Source organism: Bradyrhizobium sp. 139 (assembly GCF_023074175.1).
In the GTDB taxonomy this organism is placed as follows: domain Bacteria; phylum Pseudomonadota; class Alphaproteobacteria; order Rhizobiales; family Xanthobacteraceae; genus Bradyrhizobium.
In genome coordinates this window covers 201,632-219,361 of the sequence record NZ_JADPKS010000008.1, presented here as the reverse complement: position 1 = coordinate 219,361, position 17,730 = coordinate 201,632, and the positions used below count along the sequence as shown (strand labels likewise).

The 17,730-nt window shown below is 64.9% G+C and carries 14 protein-coding genes; 13 read left to right on the top strand and 1 reads right to left on the bottom strand.

Annotated elements, in window-relative coordinates:
• Positions 1 to 321: 321 nt before the first annotated feature.
• The 5 genes from IVA80_RS01975 (at position 322) to IVA80_RS01955 (ending at position 6,957) form a co-directional block, all read left to right on the top strand.
• Positions 322 to 2,331 (top strand): hydantoinase/oxoprolinase family protein, encoded by a 2,010-nt coding sequence (locus IVA80_RS01975; RefSeq protein ID WP_247425123.1) that lies wholly within the window; start codon positions 322 to 324, stop codon positions 2,329 to 2,331.
• Positions 2,328 to 3,908, top strand: coding sequence for a hydantoinase B/oxoprolinase family protein (locus IVA80_RS01970; RefSeq protein WP_247425121.1), 1,581 nt, complete (start codon positions 2,328 to 2,330; stop codon positions 3,906 to 3,908). Before IVA80_RS01975 ends, IVA80_RS01970 begins: the two co-directional genes overlap by 4 nt.
• Before the next feature lie 10 nt (positions 3,909 to 3,918).
• Positions 3,919 to 5,214 carry an aminotransferase class III-fold pyridoxal phosphate-dependent enzyme gene (locus IVA80_RS01965; RefSeq protein WP_247425118.1) on the top strand — a complete coding sequence of 432 codons (1,296 nt, stop codon included), beginning with the start codon at positions 3,919 to 3,921 and terminating at the stop codon, positions 5,212 to 5,214.
• A 136-nt stretch (positions 5,215 to 5,350) separates the two neighbouring features.
• Positions 5,351 to 6,283 carry an N-carbamoyl-D-amino-acid hydrolase gene (locus tag IVA80_RS01960; protein WP_247425115.1) on the top strand — a complete coding sequence of 311 codons (933 nt, stop codon included), beginning with the start codon at positions 5,351 to 5,353 and terminating at the stop codon, positions 6,281 to 6,283.
• A 5-nt stretch (positions 6,284 to 6,288) separates the two neighbouring features.
• Positions 6,289 to 6,957 carry a flavin reductase family protein gene (locus IVA80_RS01955; protein ID WP_247425112.1) on the top strand — a complete coding sequence of 223 codons (669 nt, stop codon included), beginning with the start codon at positions 6,289 to 6,291 and terminating at the stop codon, positions 6,955 to 6,957.
• On the opposite strand, the gene IVA80_RS01950 is transcribed toward IVA80_RS01955, so the two are convergent.
• Positions 6,954 to 7,616, bottom strand: coding sequence for an aspartate/glutamate racemase family protein (locus tag IVA80_RS01950; protein ID WP_247425108.1), 663 nt, complete (start codon positions 7,614 to 7,616; stop codon positions 6,954 to 6,956). The genes IVA80_RS01955 and IVA80_RS01950 overlap by 4 nt on opposite strands.
• A gap of 56 nt (positions 7,617 to 7,672) precedes the next feature.
• Between IVA80_RS01950 and hydA the strand changes: the two genes are divergently transcribed.
• The 8 genes from hydA (at position 7,673) to IVA80_RS01910 (ending at position 17,653) form a co-directional block, all read left to right on the top strand.
• Positions 7,673 to 9,142 (top strand): dihydropyrimidinase, encoded by a 1,470-nt coding sequence (gene hydA / locus IVA80_RS01945; protein ID WP_247425105.1) that lies wholly within the window; start codon positions 7,673 to 7,675, stop codon positions 9,140 to 9,142.
• Positions 9,143 to 9,158: 16 nt separating this feature from the next.
• Positions 9,159 to 10,133: an NAD(P)-dependent oxidoreductase gene (locus IVA80_RS01940; RefSeq protein ID WP_247425102.1), complete on the top strand. Its 975-nt coding sequence runs from the start codon at positions 9,159 to 9,161 to the stop codon at positions 10,131 to 10,133.
• 1 nt (position 10,134) lies between these two features.
• Entirely contained in the window at positions 10,135 to 10,884 is a 750-nt protein-coding gene (locus IVA80_RS01935) for an SDR family oxidoreductase (RefSeq protein ID WP_247425100.1), read from the top strand.
• Entirely contained in the window at positions 10,881 to 12,317 is a 1,437-nt protein-coding gene (locus IVA80_RS01930; RefSeq protein WP_247425097.1) for an NAD(P)/FAD-dependent oxidoreductase, read from the top strand. Before IVA80_RS01935 ends, IVA80_RS01930 begins: the two co-directional genes overlap by 4 nt.
• Before the next feature lie 118 nt (positions 12,318 to 12,435).
• Positions 12,436 to 14,052, top strand: a complete 1,617-nt coding sequence (locus tag IVA80_RS01925) for an ABC transporter substrate-binding protein (RefSeq protein WP_247425094.1) — start codon at positions 12,436 to 12,438, stop codon at positions 14,050 to 14,052.
• Positions 14,053 to 14,109: 57 nt separating this feature from the next.
• Positions 14,110 to 15,141: an ABC transporter permease gene (locus tag IVA80_RS01920; protein WP_247425090.1), complete on the top strand. Its 1,032-nt coding sequence runs from the start codon at positions 14,110 to 14,112 to the stop codon at positions 15,139 to 15,141.
• On the top strand, positions 15,138 to 15,986 hold the full coding sequence (locus IVA80_RS01915) for an ABC transporter permease (protein ID WP_247425087.1): 849 nt from the start codon (positions 15,138 to 15,140) through the stop codon (positions 15,984 to 15,986). Before IVA80_RS01920 ends, IVA80_RS01915 begins: the two co-directional genes overlap by 4 nt.
• A complete protein-coding gene (locus IVA80_RS01910) occupies positions 15,983 to 17,653 on the top strand; it encodes an ABC transporter ATP-binding protein (RefSeq protein WP_247425085.1) in 1,671 nt (556 codons plus the stop codon). Before IVA80_RS01915 ends, IVA80_RS01910 begins: the two co-directional genes overlap by 4 nt.
• The last annotated feature ends 77 nt before the right edge of the window (positions 17,654 to 17,730 follow it).

The window sequence follows — 17,730 nt, the reverse complement described above, 5'->3', positions numbered from 1 at the left end:
TGCACTTCTCGCAACGGGAACAGTCCAAATTCGCGTGCACTCTGCGCGGGCAGGGCTGCACCAAAACGTGCAGCTGATGGCGCGGCGTGCGGCGCCATTCGGCTGATGGTCTACTGGTTTGCGACAACTCTGGCCCCATTCCGAGCTCATCGCTCTGTCGCACGCTCTCGGTCGGTGGCATGACAGGGGATGATGATGAGCGCTCTCGGTTTGGCATTGGACTTAGCATTGGACTTAGCGTTGGACCTGGCAACGAACTTGGCAATGAACGGGAACGATCCGGCGTCCGGTTCGGACGTCATCCGTAACTGACCCCCACACATGAGCTCCTCCGAAAATCACTGGGAAGTCGGCACCGACATCGGCGGCACCTTCACCGACATCATCGCGATCCGGCGCGACTCCGCAGAAACGCGGATCGCGAAGGTGCCGTCGCGCCCGCAGGCTCCGGTTCAGGCCATGCTGGAGGCGATCGAGGCGGTCGGCCTGCGCAGGAGCGAGGTCAAGCGCTTCGTCCACGGCACCACGCGCGTGACCAACGCCATCGTCGAGGGCCGGCTGCCGAAGGTGGCGCTGGTGGCGACCGAAGGATTTGCCGATGTGCTAGAGATCGCGCGCTATCGCCGCCGCGATCTCTACCGTCTCGACATCCCGCCGAAGTCGCCGCCACTGGTGCCGCCTGAACGATGCTTTGGGCTTGCCGAGCGGCTCGATCACGAGGGCCGGGTGTTGAAGGCGCTGGATGAGGCGGAGATCGAGCGTCTGGTGGCCTGGCTGAAGGCGACCGGCGTGCAGAGCGTCGCCGTGGCGCTCCTTCACGCCTATGCCAATCCCGTCCACGAAAAGATGCTCGGCGAGCGCCTCAAGGGCATCGTCGCCCACGTCTCGCTGTCGTATGAGGTCAATCCCGAGGCGCGCGAATACGAACGCACGTCGGCAACCGTGTTCAACGCGGCGGCCATGCCGATCGCGGTGGAATATCTCAGCGAACTGGAGCAGCGGCTGCCGATCGGCGCCGGGTTGCAGGTGTTTCATTCGGCCGGAGCCATGGTCCCGATCTCCGCGGTGAAGCGGCGGCCGCTGGTGATGGCGATGTCGGGGCCGGCGGCAGGCGTCTCCGCATCGGTCAGCGTCGCGCGTCAGCTCGGCACATCGCGCATGCTCACCTTCGACATGGGCGGCACCACGACGGACGTCTGCCTGATCGTCGACGGCCAGGCCGAGATGACCGACGGCCGCATGCTCGGCGACAAGCCGCTGCGTCAACCGATGCTTGCGGTCCATTCCATCGGGGCAGGCGGCGGATCGATCGTTCGCAACGGCCCCGGTGGTCTGACGGTCGGGCCGGAGAGCGCCGGCTCCGAGCCGGGACCGGCCTGCTACGGCCGCGGCGGCCTTGAGCCGACCATCACGGATGCCAATGCCGTGCTCGGCTATCTCAATCCCGAGACAAAGCTCGGCGACCGTATCGGCATCGACCTCAAGGCCGCCGCTGACGTCATTGATCCGATTGCGCGCGCATTGGGGCTGAGCCTGACCGAAACCGCGCTCGGCATCATCAAGGTCGCGAACGCGACGATGGCCCGCGCGCTCCGCCGCGTCACCGTCGAACGCGGCATCGATGGACGCGACTGCACACTGCTCGCCTTCGGCGGCGGCGGGCCGATGCATGCCGCAGGCCTTGCCGATCTCTACGGGATCGCAGAGGTCGTCGTGCCCAGCGCATCGAGTGCGTTCTCGGCGCTGGGCTGTCTCACCGCTGACTTCAGCTTCCTGCAGCAGCAGACGTTACGCACCGCCATCGATGGCATCGACCTTGTGCGCGTATCGGAGCGCATTGGGATATTGATCGACGACGCGTCCTCGCCGCTCATCGCCAACGGGGTTGCAGAGACGGAGATCCAGATCGAACTTGTGGCGCTGATGCGCTACGCGGCGCAGAACGACGCCATTCCTGTGCCGTTTACGCTGCCGCTCGATGTTATCAGGCTGGAGAAGGATTTTTTGACGCGGCATCACGAGCTCTTCGGCTATGCGACGAGCGAGAGTTGCGTCATTGAATCCGTGCGGGTGCAGGCGCGGCGGCCTTCAACAACAGTGGTGAGCCGGCCGGCGACCGCGACCAGGGCGGTGTCCAACGGCAAGCGCATCTGCTCGTTCGATGGCTTCGATGAGATCGCGACGGCGATCATCGACCGCGCCGCGCTGACCGAAATCGTGAGCGGTCCGGCCATCATCGAAGACGCTTGGTCGACCGTGGTGGTGCCGCCGGGCTGGGTGGCAAAGCCTGATGCCGCTGGCAATCTGTTCCTGACGCGGAGGGCGGCATGAAGCTCGATCCGTTCGTCGTCGAGGTCATCAGGCACGGGCTCTCGGCCGCGGCCGAGGAGATGAGCCTGGTGATGACGCGCTCGGCGCGCTCGCCGCTGCTGCGCGAGGCCGGCGATCTGTCGTCGGCGATCACGGACGGCCGCGGCGACCTGGTCGGGCAGGGCCGCGACATCCCGATCCATCTCGGTGCGATGGCCTATACGATCCCCGAGCTGCTGAAGGTGGTGCCGGTCGAGAGCCTGAACGACGGCGACGCGCTGATCTACAATCTCGGCGCGCTCGGCGGCAATCATCTCAACGACGTCAAGGTCGTGCGCCCCGTCTTCGTCGATGGCGAGATCGTGGCGTTCGCGGTCAGCCTGGCGCATTGGCCCGATATCGGCGGCACCTGGCCCGGCAGCTATTTCGCAAAGGCGATCGACACCTTCCAGGAGGCGATGCGTATCCCGCCGGTGCTGATCGCGACGGCGGCAGGCGTCAATACGCCGATCGTGCAGCTGCTCAAGGCCAACGTTCGGGATCCCGAATCTTGCGAGGGCGATCTTCTCGCCCAGATCGCGGCGACCAAAGCCGGCGAGCGGCGCATCGTCGAGCTTTGCCGCGAGCACGGCAAGGCGGTCTTCACGGCGACGCAGTCGCGCCTGCACGATCTCTCTGAAATCGAGATGCGCGAGGCGCTGCGCGAATTGCCGGACGGCGTCTATGAAGGGGAGGATCATCTCGACGACGGCAGCGTGAACAATGCTCCGGCGCGAATCCATGTGAAAATCACCATCGCCGGTGACGAGGCGACTTTCGACCTGTCCGGAAGCTGCGATCGTGTCTCCAATTTCTGCAACACGACGCCGTTCATGGCACGCTCCGCCGTTGCCTACGCCGCGCGCATCATGAGCGGGCGCGACATGAACCAGAACGCAGGCGCGCTCCGGCCTTTGACCATCATCACGCGTCCGGGCTCGATCCTGGAGCCGGGTTGGGCTGCGTCTGTCGCCGCCGGCAACCACGAGACCTCCATGCGCATCGTCGATGCGATCCTTCGCGCGATGCAGGACACCATTCCCGAACGCCTGTCGGCCGGCGGCGCGACCACCGCGGGCGTCCTGTTCTTTGCCGAACCGCGGCAAAACGGCTCGTGGAAGATGCTTTACGAGGTCCACGGTGGCGGCGAGGGCGCGCGGCACGATCGGGCCGGCATCTCGGCGACGCGGGTGCATCTGTCCAACACCTCCAACACGCCAGTCGAGGTGATCGAGGCGAACTACGCGATCCGCCTCGAGCAGCAGGCCATTCGCTGGCAGTCCGGCGGCGCGGGAGCGCATCGCGGTGGCGACGGCGTTGTCCGTACCTATCGCATCCTCGCGCCATCGATGCATCTGACCACCTGCATCGAACGCATGGTGATTCCACCGTTCGGCATGCAAGGTGGCGAATCTGGCAAGCCATGTCGCATTTCTTTGGTCCGACAGGGCGCAAACGTCGCGATCGACGGCAAGTCGAACCTGGTGTTGCAGCGAGGCGATCTCGTCACCATCGAGACTTGCGGCGGCGGTGGCTACGGCGCCGCGGCCGCGGAATGAAGGGATTGCGATGAGCAAATTGTTGCGAACCGGGCTCAATGCGGGTGACTGCGCGCCCATGGCCGTGGTCGGCGGTGAGGGCGTCTACTTTCACCTGTCGGACGGCCGCAAGCTCATCGACGGCAGCAATACCGGCGGCGGACTCGGCCATCGCCATCCTGTGATGGTGGAGGCGATCCGCCGCGCCGCGGATACACCCGTCGTGAACGAAGGCTGGACCTGGATCGGCCGCGAGCAGGCCGCCGACGATCTGATGGCCACCGCATTCGGAGGTGAGGAGGATTGGGTCGGCGCGGTGCGCTTCTGCATCAGTGGCAGCGAGGCCAACGACATGGCGCTGTCGCTCTGCCAGGCGTTGACGCAGCGCTCTGCGCTGGCGACGCGCGAGCGCGCCTATCACGGCATCACCGGACTGTCGCGCAGCATGACGGTGCAGCCACAATGGCATGGCGGGCTTGCAGTGCATGCCGGCGGCTCGCAGCGGCCGGCGCCGATGGCACCGGTGCGGATTCTGCCGGCTCCGGACGGCGCGATCTATGGCGCTCCGGCCAGCAATACCCCGCCCGGTGAATATCTGGCCGACGCGACACCTTTGCTTTCGGACACGGCGGCGACGATCATCGACTACACCCAGGGCGGCATCTATTACGACGGCGCCTATCAGGACGAGGTGGCGCGCTGCGCGCGTCAGGCAGGCTCATACTGGATCGCGGACGAGGTGGTCACCGGCGCGGGCCGTGCGGGACGCTGGTTCGCGTTCCAGGGCGCGCAAAGCCGCCCCGACATCGTGACGCTCGGAAAGTCGCTTGGCGGCGGCGCGGCGGCGGTTGCCGCGGTGGTGGTCTCGAAGGCGATCGTCGAGCGGCTCAAGGGCACGAGCTGGCAGAACTACGGCACGCTGAGGGGGCATCCGATAAGCATGGCCGCCGTGAGCGCCTACCTGAAGGTCGTCAGCGAAACGAAGATTTTGGAGCACGTGAAGAGCCTTGAAAAGCTGTTCACCCGCCGCCTGCTCACGATCGCGCAGAAACATCCGAGCGTGCGGCGCGTGGCGGGGCAGGGGCTGCATTGGACGGTGGAGCTGCACGGCCCGGATTGGCGCTCCTGGCACGCCGACACCACCGAGGTGCCGATCGCCTCGCGGGTGGCGGAACGGGCGCTGGAGGCCGGCGCCGTGATTGGGACCAGCGGCGAGCAGACCTCGCTGTTCCTCGCACCGCCGCTCGTGATCTCCGAGCATGAGGCCGAGCAGCTTCTGGACGCGCTCGACCACGGCCTCGATGTCGCCGATGAGGAGCAGAAGTGAGCGTGGATCATGCAATGCACACTATGCCGATCGGCAGGCACCGACTGGAATGTCCCGGCGATGCTGCGTTATGCTGCCCGCGCCGGCACGTGATTGAAACTGTAGCTTAGCCCAAGACATCACCAGGAACTCGCTGATGCGTATCGTCAATGTCGCCGCCGCCCAGATGGGCCCGATCCAGAAAGCCGACAGCCGTGAGGCGGTGGTCAAGCGCATGATCGCGCTGATGGACGAAGCCAAGGTGAAGGGCGCCGACCTGATCGTTTACCCGGAGCTGGCGCTCACGACGTTCTTTCCGCGCTGGTACATGGAAGACCGGGCCGAGGCCGACATCTGGTTCGAACGCGAGATGCCGAACGCGACGACCAGGCCGCTGTTCGAGCGCGCGGCGCAGCATCAGATGGCGATGAATTTTGGCTATGCCGAGCTGACGCCCAACGGCCATCACTTCAACACCGCTGTTCTCACCGACAAGTCCGGCAAGATCGTCGGAAAATACCGCAAGGTCCATTTGCCGGGTCATGCGGAGTACGACACCAAGCGCTCGCACCAGCATCTGGAGAAGCGCTATTTCGAGCCGGGCGATTTCGGCTTCAACGTCTGGCGCGAGCTCGGCGGCATCATCGGCATGGCGATCTGCAACGACCGGCGCTGGCCCGAGACCTATCGCGTCATGGGCTTGCAGGGCGTCGAGATGGTGCTGATCGGTTACAACACACCGTCCGTCAACGCAGAGAATAGTGAGGAGGGGGTCGAGAAGCGGCTGTTTCACAATCGCCTCTCCGTGCAGGCCGGCGCCTACCAGAATGCGACCTGGGTGATCGCGGTCGCCAAGGCCGGCGCCGAGGACGGTCACCCGCTATTCGGCGGCAGCCTGATCGTCGACCCCAACGGCGAGATCGTCGCCGAGGCCAGGACGGAAGAGGACGAGCTTCTGGTGCATCCCTGCGACCTCGACGCCACGACGTTCGGCAAAACAACCATCTTCAATTTCGCCCAGCACCGCCGCATTGAGCATTACGGCCTGATCACCAGCCAAACCGGCGCGGTGCCGCCGCCGGAGAAGTGACGCCGATGGTTGGCGAGAGCACATCAGGCATCTGCTTGCGCGAGCTCGATCCGCGCGATCGCTACAAGCTGCTCTGCGGCGTGATCGTGCCGCGGCCGATCGCGCTGGTGACGACGCTGGACGAGAACGGCGCGGTGAACGCCGCGCCGTTCAGCTTCTTCAACGTCTTTTCCGAAAGTCCCGCCCTGATCGTGCTCGGGCTTCAGCACAAGCCGGATCACAGCCCGAAGGACACGACCCGCAACATCCATCGCGATGGCGAGTTCGTCGTTCACATGGTGGATGAGGCGCTGTCGGCGGCGATGAACGATTGCGCGGTTGATTTCCCGTCCGGCGACAGCGAGGTCGCCGCGACAGGGCTCGCGACACTTTCCTCGGTCGACGTGAAGGTGCCGCGCCTGGCCGCAGCACCCTTCGCGCTCGAATGTCGGCGCCAAATCGTGCTGACCTTCTCGCCCGATCGAGAGCTGCTGGTCGGCGAGGTGCTGAGGGTTCATGCCCGCGAAGGTCTGGTCGACGAAGACAACATGTATGTCGACCTCGACGCCTACCGGCCGATCGGCCGCATGTTCGGCAATCTCTATACGACGCAGCGGGATACGTTTGCGCTGGCGCGCCAGAGCCATGCGCAATGGCTCGCGCGCCAGGATGCCAAAGAGCTGAAGGACGCCTAGTGACGCGAGAACTGCACCGCTCCCAGAGCCATGGTGACGGCAGCCTGTGTCGGGTCGATCACGGGGATGCCGAGCGCCTCTTCCAGAGGGCGGCGATGACGCGCCATGCCGGCGCAGCCCATCACGACGGCGCGGGCGCCGTCCTCGTCGCGCAGCGCACGGCCGATGTCGATCATCCTGGCGAGCGTTCCTTCGCCCGAGGCGGTTTCCGCGACGCTCATGTTGAGCGGCCGCTCACCGGCAAGGCGGTCGGTCAATCCCATCTGCCTGAGATAGCGCATGTGACGCGGGATCGAGCGCTGCGCGATCGCGATGACACCAAAGGTTTCGGCGCGGGCCAGCGCCGTCAGCACACCGCACTCGGCGATGCCGAACACGGGCCTGTCGGTGCCTTCGCGGCAGACCTGAAGCCCGGGATCGCTGTAGCAGGCGATGACGAAGGCCGCCGAGCTGTTGTCGCCTTCGACCAGACGGCGCAGTGGCATCGCGACGCCATCGACATCGGCCTGGCTTTCAATGCCGAACGGACCCTCGGCCAGCGTCTGGCAGATCAATTCCGGACCGCCCTCGAAACCGAGCGGCTTCAGCGCGTCCTCCAGCCCTTGCGTGACGGTGGGGTTGGAGTTCGGATTGATGACGAGAATGCGCGGCCGGGACATGATGGTCTTCCTGTAAAATTTCGATCACTTGCCTTGAGCCTATCATGGAGTTCCTGATGACTGAACCCGCCTACGACCTGATCATCCGCGGCGGCCGCGTCGCCACCACGACCGATGTGTTCGAGGCCGACGTCGCCATTTCCGGCGAAACCATCGCAGCCATCGGCCGCGGACTTCCGGCGGCCAAGCGCGAGATCGACGCCCGCGGCAAGCTGGTGCTGCCCGGCGGCGTCGACAGCCACGCCCATATCGAGCAGCTGTCCGCTGCCGGCATCATGAATGCCGATACGTTCGAGAGCGCAACCGTCTCGGCGGCGTTCGGCGGCACGACCACGGTGATCCCGTTCGCGGCCCAGCACGTTGGCATGAAGCTGCCGCAGGTGGTGGAGGACTATCATGCGTTGGCGAAGAAAGGCGCCGTGATCGACTATGCCTTTCATATGATCATCGCCGATGCGACCAGGGAAACAGTCGAGGAGCATATTCCCGCACTGGTGAAGCAGGGCCATGGCTCGATCAAGATCTTCATGACCTATGACCGCCTCAAGGTTGATGATGAGCCGCTGCTCGACATCCTGCTCGCCGCCCGACAGTCCGGCGCGATGCTGTGCGCGCATGCCGAAAATCACGGCATCATCGCCTGGATGGTGAAGCGCCTGCTCGCGCGCGGCTACACGCTTCCGAAATATCACGCCGTCAGCCACGCCCGTGTCTCGGAGGCAGAAGCCTTCACCCGGCTGATCGGCATGGCGGCGCTGATCGACCAGCCGATCATGATTTTCCACGTCTCCACGGCCGAAGGCGCCAAGGTCATTCGGGACGCACGTGGACATGGGCTCAAGGTGTTTGCCGAGACCTGCCCGCAATATCTGTTCCTGACGGCCAGCGATCTCGACAAGCCGGGCGCCGAAGGCGCCAAATGGATGTGCAGTCCGCCCCCGCGCGCGCATGCGGACCAGGAGGCGCTGTGGCAGGCGCTCTCGCTCGGCGATCTCCAGACCATCTCGTCGGACCATGCGCCGTATCGCTACGACGAGACCGGCAAGCTGCGCGCCGGGTCCAATCCCAACTTCAAGCAGGTCGCGAACGGATTGCCCGGGCTGGAGCTGCGGCTGCCGCTGTTGTTCGATGCAATGGTGTCGAAGGGCCGGCTCGGCCTGGAAAAATTCGTCGAGCTGACCTCGACCGCGCCGGCAAAAATCTACAATCTGCATCCGCGCAAGGGCTCGATCGCGGTCGGCGCCGACGCCGATATTGCGATCTGGGATCCTAATCGTGAGGTCACTATTGCGGACGAGATGATGCACGACCTGACGGGGTACACACCGTTCGCGGGCCGCAAGTTGAAGGGCTGGCCCGTGTCGGTGCTCTCGCGCGGCAGGGTGATCATCGACGGTAACAAGTGCCTCGCCGATGCCGGCAGCGGAAAATTCCTGGCGCGCAGCGGCGGCGAAGCGGCGAAGCCGACAGGCCGGCTCGTTGCCGACATGGATCCGGAGCGGAATTTCGGAGCAAAGCTGCTGTGACGGTGGATCGCGCGCGATGAAGATCGTCATCTTCGGCGGTACCGGCTTCGTCGGTCTCAATGGGGCCGAGGTGCTGCTCGCGCGCGGCTATAACGTGACGCTGTATGACCGCGCGGATCTGCCGCCATCGGCCCGGTCAGCGCTCTCCGATCACGGCGCGCGGCTCAAGGTCGTACAGGGCGATATCACTGATGCAGAAGCCATCGACGCCCTCATCGCAAAGGGCTGCGATGCGATCGTGCTGGGCGCCGCGGTCACCGCCGGAGATGAGCTCGAGCGAGCTTCCACCGCGCGCGTTCTCGAGATCAACGTGATGGCGCAGATCCCGGTCCTGCTCTCTGCGATCCGTCATGGCGTTCGCCGCGTCGTCAATCTCTCGTCGGCATCAGCCTATGGCGCCGCGGGTGCGCGGGTCGAGGTATTGGACGAGGAGACGCCCTGCGATCCCGTCTCGTTCTATGCCATCAGCAAGTTTACTTCGGAGCGCTCCGTCGCGCGCCATGCCGAACTCTTCGACGGCGACTTCCTGAGCGTCCGCTTGAGCGCGCTGTTCGGACCGTGGGAGCGCCCCAGTTCAGTGCGCGACACACCGAGCCTCCAGTACCAGATCCTGGCCGCGTTCGCGCGTGGCGAGCCGGCGGTGATGCCCGAACCGGGCATGAGGGACTGGATCTACGCGCCGGATGCGGCCGAAGCCGTCGCGCTGCTGATCGAAGCCGAACGCCCGCGCCACCGGCTCTACAACGTCTCCAGCGGCGTGTTATGGCCTGCGCTGCAATGGGGTGAGGCTTTTGCGGCGCTAAATTCCGGCCTGCGTTGCCGGCTCGCAGCGCCCGGAGAGAAGACTGCCATCAAGTTGCATGGGCCCTCTCGCGCGCCGCTGTCGGTGACGCGGATGGCCCACGAATTCGGTTGGCGCGCGCGATTCGGCGGTGTCGAGTCTGCGGCGCACATGAGCGCGTGGCTGAAGCGACACAGGGAGTGGATCTGAGATGCGGCTGCAAGGGCGCTCGGCCATCATCACGGGGGCGGGCTCGGGCATCGGTCGCGCCACGGCCAAGCTGTTCGCTGAGGAAGGCGCGCGCCTCGCTCTGGTGGATCGCGATGCCGCGGGTCTTCAGGAAACTTTGAGCCTGATTGGCGAGGCGACAACGCATGTCGGCGATGTCGGTAACGCCAAGTTCGCCGAAGCCGTCGTCGGCGAGGTCGTTGGGCGGCACGGTCGCCTCGATATCCTCATGACCGCCGCGGGTTTCTCCTGCGGCGGCACTATCCTAACTACGGATCCCGCCGACTGGGATGCGGTGTTCCGCACCAATGTCGGCGGCACCTGGTTGTGGGCGCGGGCGGCGGTGCCGCAGATGCAGCAGCAGAAGAGCGGCTCGATCATCACGCTGGCCTCGCAACTCGCCATCGCCGGCGGCAAGGGCAACAGCGCCTATATCGCAGCCAAGGGTGCGATCGTGAGCCTGACGCGGACGATGGCGGTGGATTTCGCGGCCGACGGCATTCGGGTCAACGCGATTGCGCCCGGCGCGATCGACACGCCGATGCTTCACCGCAGCTTTGCCCGTCATGCTAATGCGGACGAGGTGCGCGAAGCCTCCCGCAACCGCCATGCCATGAAGCGGTTCGGCCAGGCCGAGGAGATCGCGCAAGCCGCGCTGCATCTCGCCAGCAATGCGTCGTCTTTCACGACCGGCACCGTAATGGTGGTCGACGGCGGATGGCTGGCGGCATGAGTGAGGCGCTGACAAACCTCGAGGAAAATGTTCGCGCCGATCTCGCCAGGATCGCGCATCCCGGCGCCGCATGGCTCGAAGCGAAGACGGGGCCGGACGGCAAGCCGGCGCTCGATGTGCTCATCGTCGGCGCCGGCCAGTCCGGCATCGCCATCGGCTTCGGGTTGATGCGCTCCCGCGTCAGCAATCTTCTGCTGCTCGACAAGGCCGAGGAGGGGATGGAGGGCCCGTGGCTCACCTATGCCCGTATGCCGACGCTGCGCAGCCCAAAGGATTATACCGGGCCCGACCTCGATATTCCGAGCCTGACCTACCAGTCCTGGCACGAAGCCCGTTTCGGCAAGGAGGGCTGGCAGACACTCGACCTGATCACGCGTGGCCATTGGGCTGAGTATCTGTTGTGGCTGCGGCGCACGATCGGCTTGCCGGTGCGCAACAATTGCGAGCTTCTGGAAATCCAGCCAGCGGCAGATGGTCTGCTCGCCGCACGCGTGAAACGTGCCGATGGCATCGAAACGCTTTATGCGCGCAAGATTGTACTGGCGACCGGGCAGGAGGGAGTGGGCGGCTGGATGATTCCCGAGCCGCTGCGCGATCTGCCGGCGAGCTCGGTCGCAACCGTCGCCGACGATATCGACTTCGACAGCCTGCGCGGCAAGCGCGTCGCCGTGATCGGCGCCGGCGCATCCGCCTTCGACAATGCGGCCACCGCGCTGGAGGCCGGCGCTGCGGACGTGCATCTGCTGTGCCGCCGCGCCCAGATCCAGGTGATCCAGCCGTATCGCTGGCTGACCTTTCGCGGCTTCCTGCGCCATCTCAGCGATCTCGACGATGCCTGGCGCTGGCGCTTCATGCGCAACATCCTCGAAATGCGCGAAGGATTTCCGCAAGCAACTTACGATCGCTGCGCGCGTCACGCCAGTTTTACATTGCACGAGGGCGCGCCGGTCGAAGTCGCGCGGCAGACCGCTGGCGGCATTGAATTGCAGACGCCGCGCGGCGCCGTCACCGCGGATTTCGTCATCTGCGGCACCGGCATCGACATGGACTTTGCCGGCCGTGGCGAACTACGCGGATTTGCTGATAACATTGCGACCTGGGCCGACCGCTACCAGCCGCCAGAGAGCGAACGAAACGAGCGACTCGGTCGCTTTCCCTATCTCGCCGACGATTACGCCTTTACCGAACGTGTAGCGGGCGCGACGCCGTGGATCTCCGACATCCATCTCTTTGCTATCGCCTCCACAATGAGTTTTGGTCCCTCGGGATCGTCGATCAACGCGATGACGACCGCCGTGCCCAAGCTGGTGCACGGCCTGACGCGCGGCCTGTTCCGCGCCGACGTCGCGCGGCACTGGGCTTCGCTCCGCGCCTATGACGTGCCGCAGGCCGTGGTCACGCGGCCGGCGCGAAAAATGGGAGAATCGCGATGATCATCCATGCGCCGCCGCAACGAAGCGTCCCCAAGCGCGCCTCATGAGACTGGCGCGTAATTTGCTTGTTTCTTAACGGGCCTTGCTGGCGTTGTTGTCGAAATTTTGGGGAAATCGAATGCGTTTTGTGTCTGTCAGGCCTGCGACTCATGTCCTCGCCACCATTGCGCTGCTCGTCGCGTCCGCGCCTTCGCAGGCGCAAACCAGGGCGGAAACGCTGCGCTATGTGACAGGCTCATCCGTCAATACGCTCGATCCCAACATTCCCGGTTCTACCCGCGAGTCCTTCGCGCTGAGCATGAGCACCTACGACCGGCTGGTGGCATTTGGCCGCAAGCAGCTCAACGGCAAATGGGTGTTCGATCTCGACAAGATCACCGGCGAACTCGCCGAATCCTACGACGTCAGCCCGGACGGGTTGAAGCTCACCTTCCGCCTGCGCAAGGATGCCAAGTTCCAGGACGGCTCGCCGGTGACGGCCGAGGACGTCAAATGGTCGCTCGATCGCTGCGTCACCGCGCCGATTCTTGGCAAGGCGCAATTGCTGACGGGATCACTGACGTCCGCCGACCAGTTCAAAGTGATCGATCCGCTCACGATCGAAGTGACACTGCCCAAGCCCGACAAGCTCGCGCTGCCGAATCTGGCCACGGTCTACCCGATGATCATCAATTCGAAAGTCGCCAAGGAGCATGCGACCGCGGACGATCCCTGGGCCACCGCCTGGCTGAAGGAGCATACCGCCGGCAGCGGTGCTTACGTCATCGAGACCTTCAAGCCCGGCGAGCAGGTGATCATTAAGCGCAGCGAGGATTGGAATCGCGGTTCGCCCGGCAAGCCGGCGTTCTTCAAGCGCGTGATCGTGCAGTCGGTGCCGGAGCCCGCGACCCGCGCCAATCTGGTCGAGCGCGGCGATGCCGATATCGTGGTCGATCTCCAGGCCAGCGACGTGCAGTCGCTGGAGGCCAAAGGCAAGCTCAAGGTGATCTCGACGCCGCAATACAATTCGATCACCTTCGTCTCGATGAACAACCAGATCCCGCCCTTCGACAACGTCAACGTCCGCCGCGCGGTCGCTTTCGCGCTGCCCTATGACGACATGTTCAAGGCCGCTCTGTTCGGCCGCGGTGCGCCGCTGTTTGGCGCAACCTGGCCGGACGGCAAGCCGCTGGACGGCATCTATCCGTTCCAGGCGCCGGTGAAGATTGATCTCGAAAAGGCCAGGGAATACCTCAAGGCGGCTGGCCTTCCCGAGGGTTTTTCAACCACCTTCAGCTTCAATGTCGGCCAGTCCTCTACCGCGGAGCCGATGGCCGCGCTGATCAAGGAGTCGCTCGGCAAGATCGGGATCAAGGTCGACATCCAGAAGCTGCCGGACGCGCAAATGTCGACGCAGATCAACGAGAAGAAGCTGCCCTTCTTCACCGAAGGCATCGTCGCCTGGTTGCCGTCGACCGACTATTTCTACCGCAACTTCTACACCGGCAATCAGCGTTGGAATTATAGCTCGATCAACAATCCGGAGCTGGCCGCGATCGCGCAGGAGGCCCGCTTCGAGCCGGACAAGGCCAAGTACGAGGAGGATGGCCGCAAGCTCAATGCCATCCACTTCAGCGAGATGCCGCAAATCCCGCTGTGGCAGCCGAACCAGGACGCGGTGATGGCTTCGTCGGTCGAGGGCTATACCTACGAGTTCCATCGCCAAGTCGATTATCGCGACGTCAGCCGCAAATGACTCGAACAACAAGTGACTTGAACAACAAGTGACATCGGCAAACAAGAGAGGCGGGCGATGACCGGTCTTGCCGCAACCATGGTGCGGGCGGGCAGGCGGCTTCTGTCGTCGCTGCCGGCGCTGTTCGGTGTGCTGGTCTTTACCTTTCTCCTGATGCGCGTCCTGCCCGGAGACCCCGCGGTTTTCTTCGCCTCGGGGCCCAACGCCGGCAAGGAGGAGATCGAGCAGATCCGTAAGCAGATGGGGCTCGACAAGTCGGTGCCGGAACAGCTCGTGTTCTATCTCTCCGACATCGGCCGCGGCAATCTCGGCCGCTCCATGATGACGGGGCAGCCGGTGCTGAAGGACCTTCGCGAGCGGCTGCCGGCCTCGCTCGAGCTCACCTTCACGGCGCTGCTGATCGCGCTGATCGCGGCGGTACCGCTCGGCGTGGTGGCAGCGCTGAGACCGGGGTCGATCGTCGATCACGGCGTAAGGCTGTTCTGCGCGCTCGGCGTCTGCGTGCCGACCTTCGTCTCGGGCCTGCTGCTGATCTATGTCTTCTACTATCTGCTCGGGCTGGCGCCCGATCCGACCGGACGGATTGACGTCTTTACGTCGCAGCCGCCGCAGCGCACCGGCTTTCTCTCGATCGATTTCCTGCTTGTCGGAGATGTCGAAGGCTGGTGGGCGGCCTGCAAGCAGTTGATCCTGCCGGCGGTGAGCATGGCCCTGTTCGTGATCGCGCCGCTGGCGCGGATCACGCGCGCCTCGATGCTGGTCTCGCTCGGCAGCGACTTCGTGCGCACGGCGCGCTCGGTCGGGCTGTCCTGGCGCAAGGTCGTGGTCACCTATGCGCTGCGCAACGCGATCCTGCCTGTCATCACCATCGCCGGCATCGTGTTCTCGACCATGCTTGGCGCCAACGTTCTGGTGGAGAAGGTGTTCTCCTGGCCGGGCGTCGCCTCCTATGCGCTCGATGCGCTGTTATCTTCCGACTACGCGCCGGTACAGGGCTTCGTGCTGCTGATGGCGAGCGTCTTCGTGCTCGTCAATCTGCTCGTCGACATCTGCTACGGCATCGCCGATCCCAGGGTGTCGATCGGATGACCAGCGCAACTCTCCGTCATTCGGTCTGGATCCTGCGCGGAAATCCGCTCACCGCCGTCGCCGCGGCCGGCGTCCTCCTCTTCGTCCTGGTCGCGATCTTCGGGCCGTGGATCGTGCCCTATGATCCCGTGGTGTCGAATGTCTCCGAGGCGCTGCTGCCGCCGAGCGCCGCCCACATCGCCGGCACGGATCAGCTCGGGCGCGACGTGTTCAGCCGCCTCGTCATCGCGGCGCGGCTCGACCTTGCGATTGCGGTCTCCGCGGTCGGCATTTCCTTCGTGATCGGCGCGGTCGTCGGCGCGTTCTGCGGCTATGCCGGTGGCAGGCTTGATCGCAGCGTCGGCCGCTTCGTCGACGTCATGATGGCCTTTCCGCTGTTCGTGTTGGCGATGGCGATGGTCGCTGCACTCGGAAATCGGATCGAGAACATCGTGATCGCGACCGCGATCATCAATCTGCCCTTCTATATCCGCTTCGCACGCGCCGAGGTCAATGTCAGGCGCAACCTCGGCTGGGTGGAGGCCGCGCGCGCCTGCGGCGAGAGCCATTTCTCGGTCGTGCTGCGCTTTTTGCTGCCGAACATCCTGCCTGCGATGGCGGTGCAGATCTCGCTCAACCTTGGTTGGGCTATCCTCAACGCCGCCGGCCTGTCCTTCATCGGTCTCGGCGTCAAGCCGCCGACGCCGGAATGGGGCATCATGGTCGCAGAAGGCGCGCGCTTCATTTCGACCGGGCGGTGGTGGCTGGTGGCCTTTCCGGGCCTGGCGCTGATGATGGCCGTGCTGTGCTTCAATCTCCTCGGTGACGGGATGCGGGACATTCTCGATCCCCGCATGCGCACATGAGCGAGAAATTGCTCAGTATCGACGACCTCCACGTCGCGTTCTCGACGCGGCGTGGAATGGTCGAGGCCGTACGCGGGGTCACGCTCTCGGTCGAGGCCGGCGAGATGCTCGGCCTCGTCGGCGAGAGCGGCTCGGGCAAATCGGTCACTGGATTTGCCACGACACGGCTGCTCGATGCGGCCGGGCGCGTCACCGGCGGAAAGATCCTGTTCCGCGGTCAGGACGTCACAAAACTCAGGGGCGATGACCTTCGGCACCTGCAGGGCGCCGCGATGTCGATGATCTTCCAAAATCCACGGGCGGCGCTCAATCCCATCCGGGCGATCGGCTTGCAGATCGCGGATGCGATCCTCACCCATAAGCGTATCTCGAAGGAGGCCGCGCGCGCCGAAGCGCTGGACTTGCTGCGCGCCGTCCAGATCCGCGATCCCGAGACGCGGGTGAACGCCTACCCGCACGAGCTCTCCGGCGGCATGTGCCAGCGCGTCATGATCGCGATCGCGATCTCCTGCAATCCCGCGCTCTTGATTGCCGACGAGCCGACCACCGGTCTCGATGTCACCACACAGAAGGTGGTGATGGATCTGCTCGCAGACATTGCTGCCGCACGCGGCATGGCGACGGTCCTGATCACGCACGATCTCGGGCTTGCGGCGCGCTATTGCCGCCGCATCGCCGTGATGGAGCGCGGCCGCATTGTCGAGGAGGCAAGTCCAAGAACACTCTTCAGCGCGCCGCAGCACGCCTATACCAAGCGCCTGGTTGCGGCGTCGCCGACCGCGACGTCTCGGATCGGGGACCTCGTGACGGAGGAGGAGCGGGAAAATTACGCGGCAGTGATCAGCAGGCCGAGGCACGAGCCCGCGTACGGGACGCCACCCCTTCTGGAAGTGCGCAAACTTGCAAAACGTTTCGATCAGGGCGCTGCAGCGGTTGCGGACTTCTCCATGACGATGGCCGGCGGCGAGGGCGTCGGGCTCGTCGGCGAATCCGGCTCCGGCAAGAGCACGACCTCGCGGATGATCTGCCGCCTGATCGACCCGAGCGAAGGCGACATCGTGTTCGACGGGCAGTCGATCGGCCACGTCGCGGCGCGCGATTTCCACCGCTCTCCGCTCCGCAAAGACATTCAGATGGTCTTCCAGGACCCGAACGAAAGTCTCAATCCGCGCTTCACGGCCTTCGACTGCATCGCCCATCCGCTGATGCGGCTCGACGGCATGCGTGCGGGTGATGCGCTACGCCAACGGGTGGAAGAATGCGCGGAGCGGGTGGGCTTGCCGCTCGATCTGTTGCCGCGCTTTCCGCACCAGCTTTCGGGGGGCCAAAAGGCCCGTGTCGGGATCGCGCGCGCCATCGCCTGCCGGCCGCGGCTCCTGGTGCTGGACGAGCCGACCGCCGCGCTCGATGTCTCGGTGCAGGCTGTGGTGCTGCAATTGCTCGACCGTCTCAGGCGCGAGAACGACATCGCGCTGCTGTTCGTCAGCCACGATCTCAACGTGGTGCGCATGCTCTGCGACCGCACCATCGTGCTGCGCAACGGCGGTATCGTGGAGCAGGGGGAGAGCCGGGCGCTGTTCGATAATCCGAAGACAGACTACACGCGCAAGCTGGTCGAGGCGATCCCGCATATCGAGACCGGGCCGGCGCTGGCGGCTGGGCTTTGAGACCTGAACCGGCTCAAATGGTGCGGAGATCCCGCTGGCGAAGGTCCGGTTAGTGGCATACCATTTGCACGCCAATG

Excerpts from the sequence above, each read along its gene's own strand:
- IVA80_RS01965 (WP_247425118.1), top strand. The coding sequence starts at position 3,919 with ATGAGCAAATTGTTGCGAACCGGGCTCAATGCGGGTGACTGCGCGCCC.
- IVA80_RS01970 (WP_247425121.1), top strand. The coding sequence starts at position 2,328 with ATGAAGCTCGATCCGTTCGTCGTCGAGGTCATCAGGCACGGGCTCTCG.
- IVA80_RS01930 (WP_247425097.1), top strand. The coding sequence starts at position 10,881 with ATGAGTGAGGCGCTGACAAACCTCGAGGAAAATGTTCGCGCCGATCTC.
- IVA80_RS01915 (WP_247425087.1), top strand. The coding sequence starts at position 15,138 with ATGACCAGCGCAACTCTCCGTCATTCGGTCTGGATCCTGCGCGGAAAT.
- IVA80_RS01960 (WP_247425115.1), top strand. The coding sequence starts at position 5,351 with ATGCGTATCGTCAATGTCGCCGCCGCCCAGATGGGCCCGATCCAGAAA.
- IVA80_RS01940 (WP_247425102.1), top strand. The coding sequence starts at position 9,159 with ATGAAGATCGTCATCTTCGGCGGTACCGGCTTCGTCGGTCTCAATGGG.
- IVA80_RS01910 (WP_247425085.1), top strand. The coding sequence starts at position 15,983 with ATGAGCGAGAAATTGCTCAGTATCGACGACCTCCACGTCGCGTTCTCG.
- IVA80_RS01975 (WP_247425123.1), top strand. The coding sequence starts at position 322 with ATGAGCTCCTCCGAAAATCACTGGGAAGTCGGCACCGACATCGGCGGC.
- hydA (WP_247425105.1), top strand. The coding sequence starts at position 7,673 with ATGACTGAACCCGCCTACGACCTGATCATCCGCGGCGGCCGCGTCGCC.
- IVA80_RS01935 (WP_247425100.1), top strand. The coding sequence starts at position 10,135 with ATGCGGCTGCAAGGGCGCTCGGCCATCATCACGGGGGCGGGCTCGGGC.
- IVA80_RS01920 (WP_247425090.1), top strand. The coding sequence starts at position 14,110 with ATGACCGGTCTTGCCGCAACCATGGTGCGGGCGGGCAGGCGGCTTCTG.
- IVA80_RS01925 (WP_247425094.1), top strand. The coding sequence starts at position 12,436 with ATGCGTTTTGTGTCTGTCAGGCCTGCGACTCATGTCCTCGCCACCATT.
- IVA80_RS01955 (WP_247425112.1), top strand. The coding sequence starts at position 6,289 with ATGGTTGGCGAGAGCACATCAGGCATCTGCTTGCGCGAGCTCGATCCG.
- IVA80_RS01950 (WP_247425108.1), bottom strand. The coding sequence starts at position 7,616 with ATGTCCCGGCCGCGCATTCTCGTCATCAATCCGAACTCCAACCCCACC.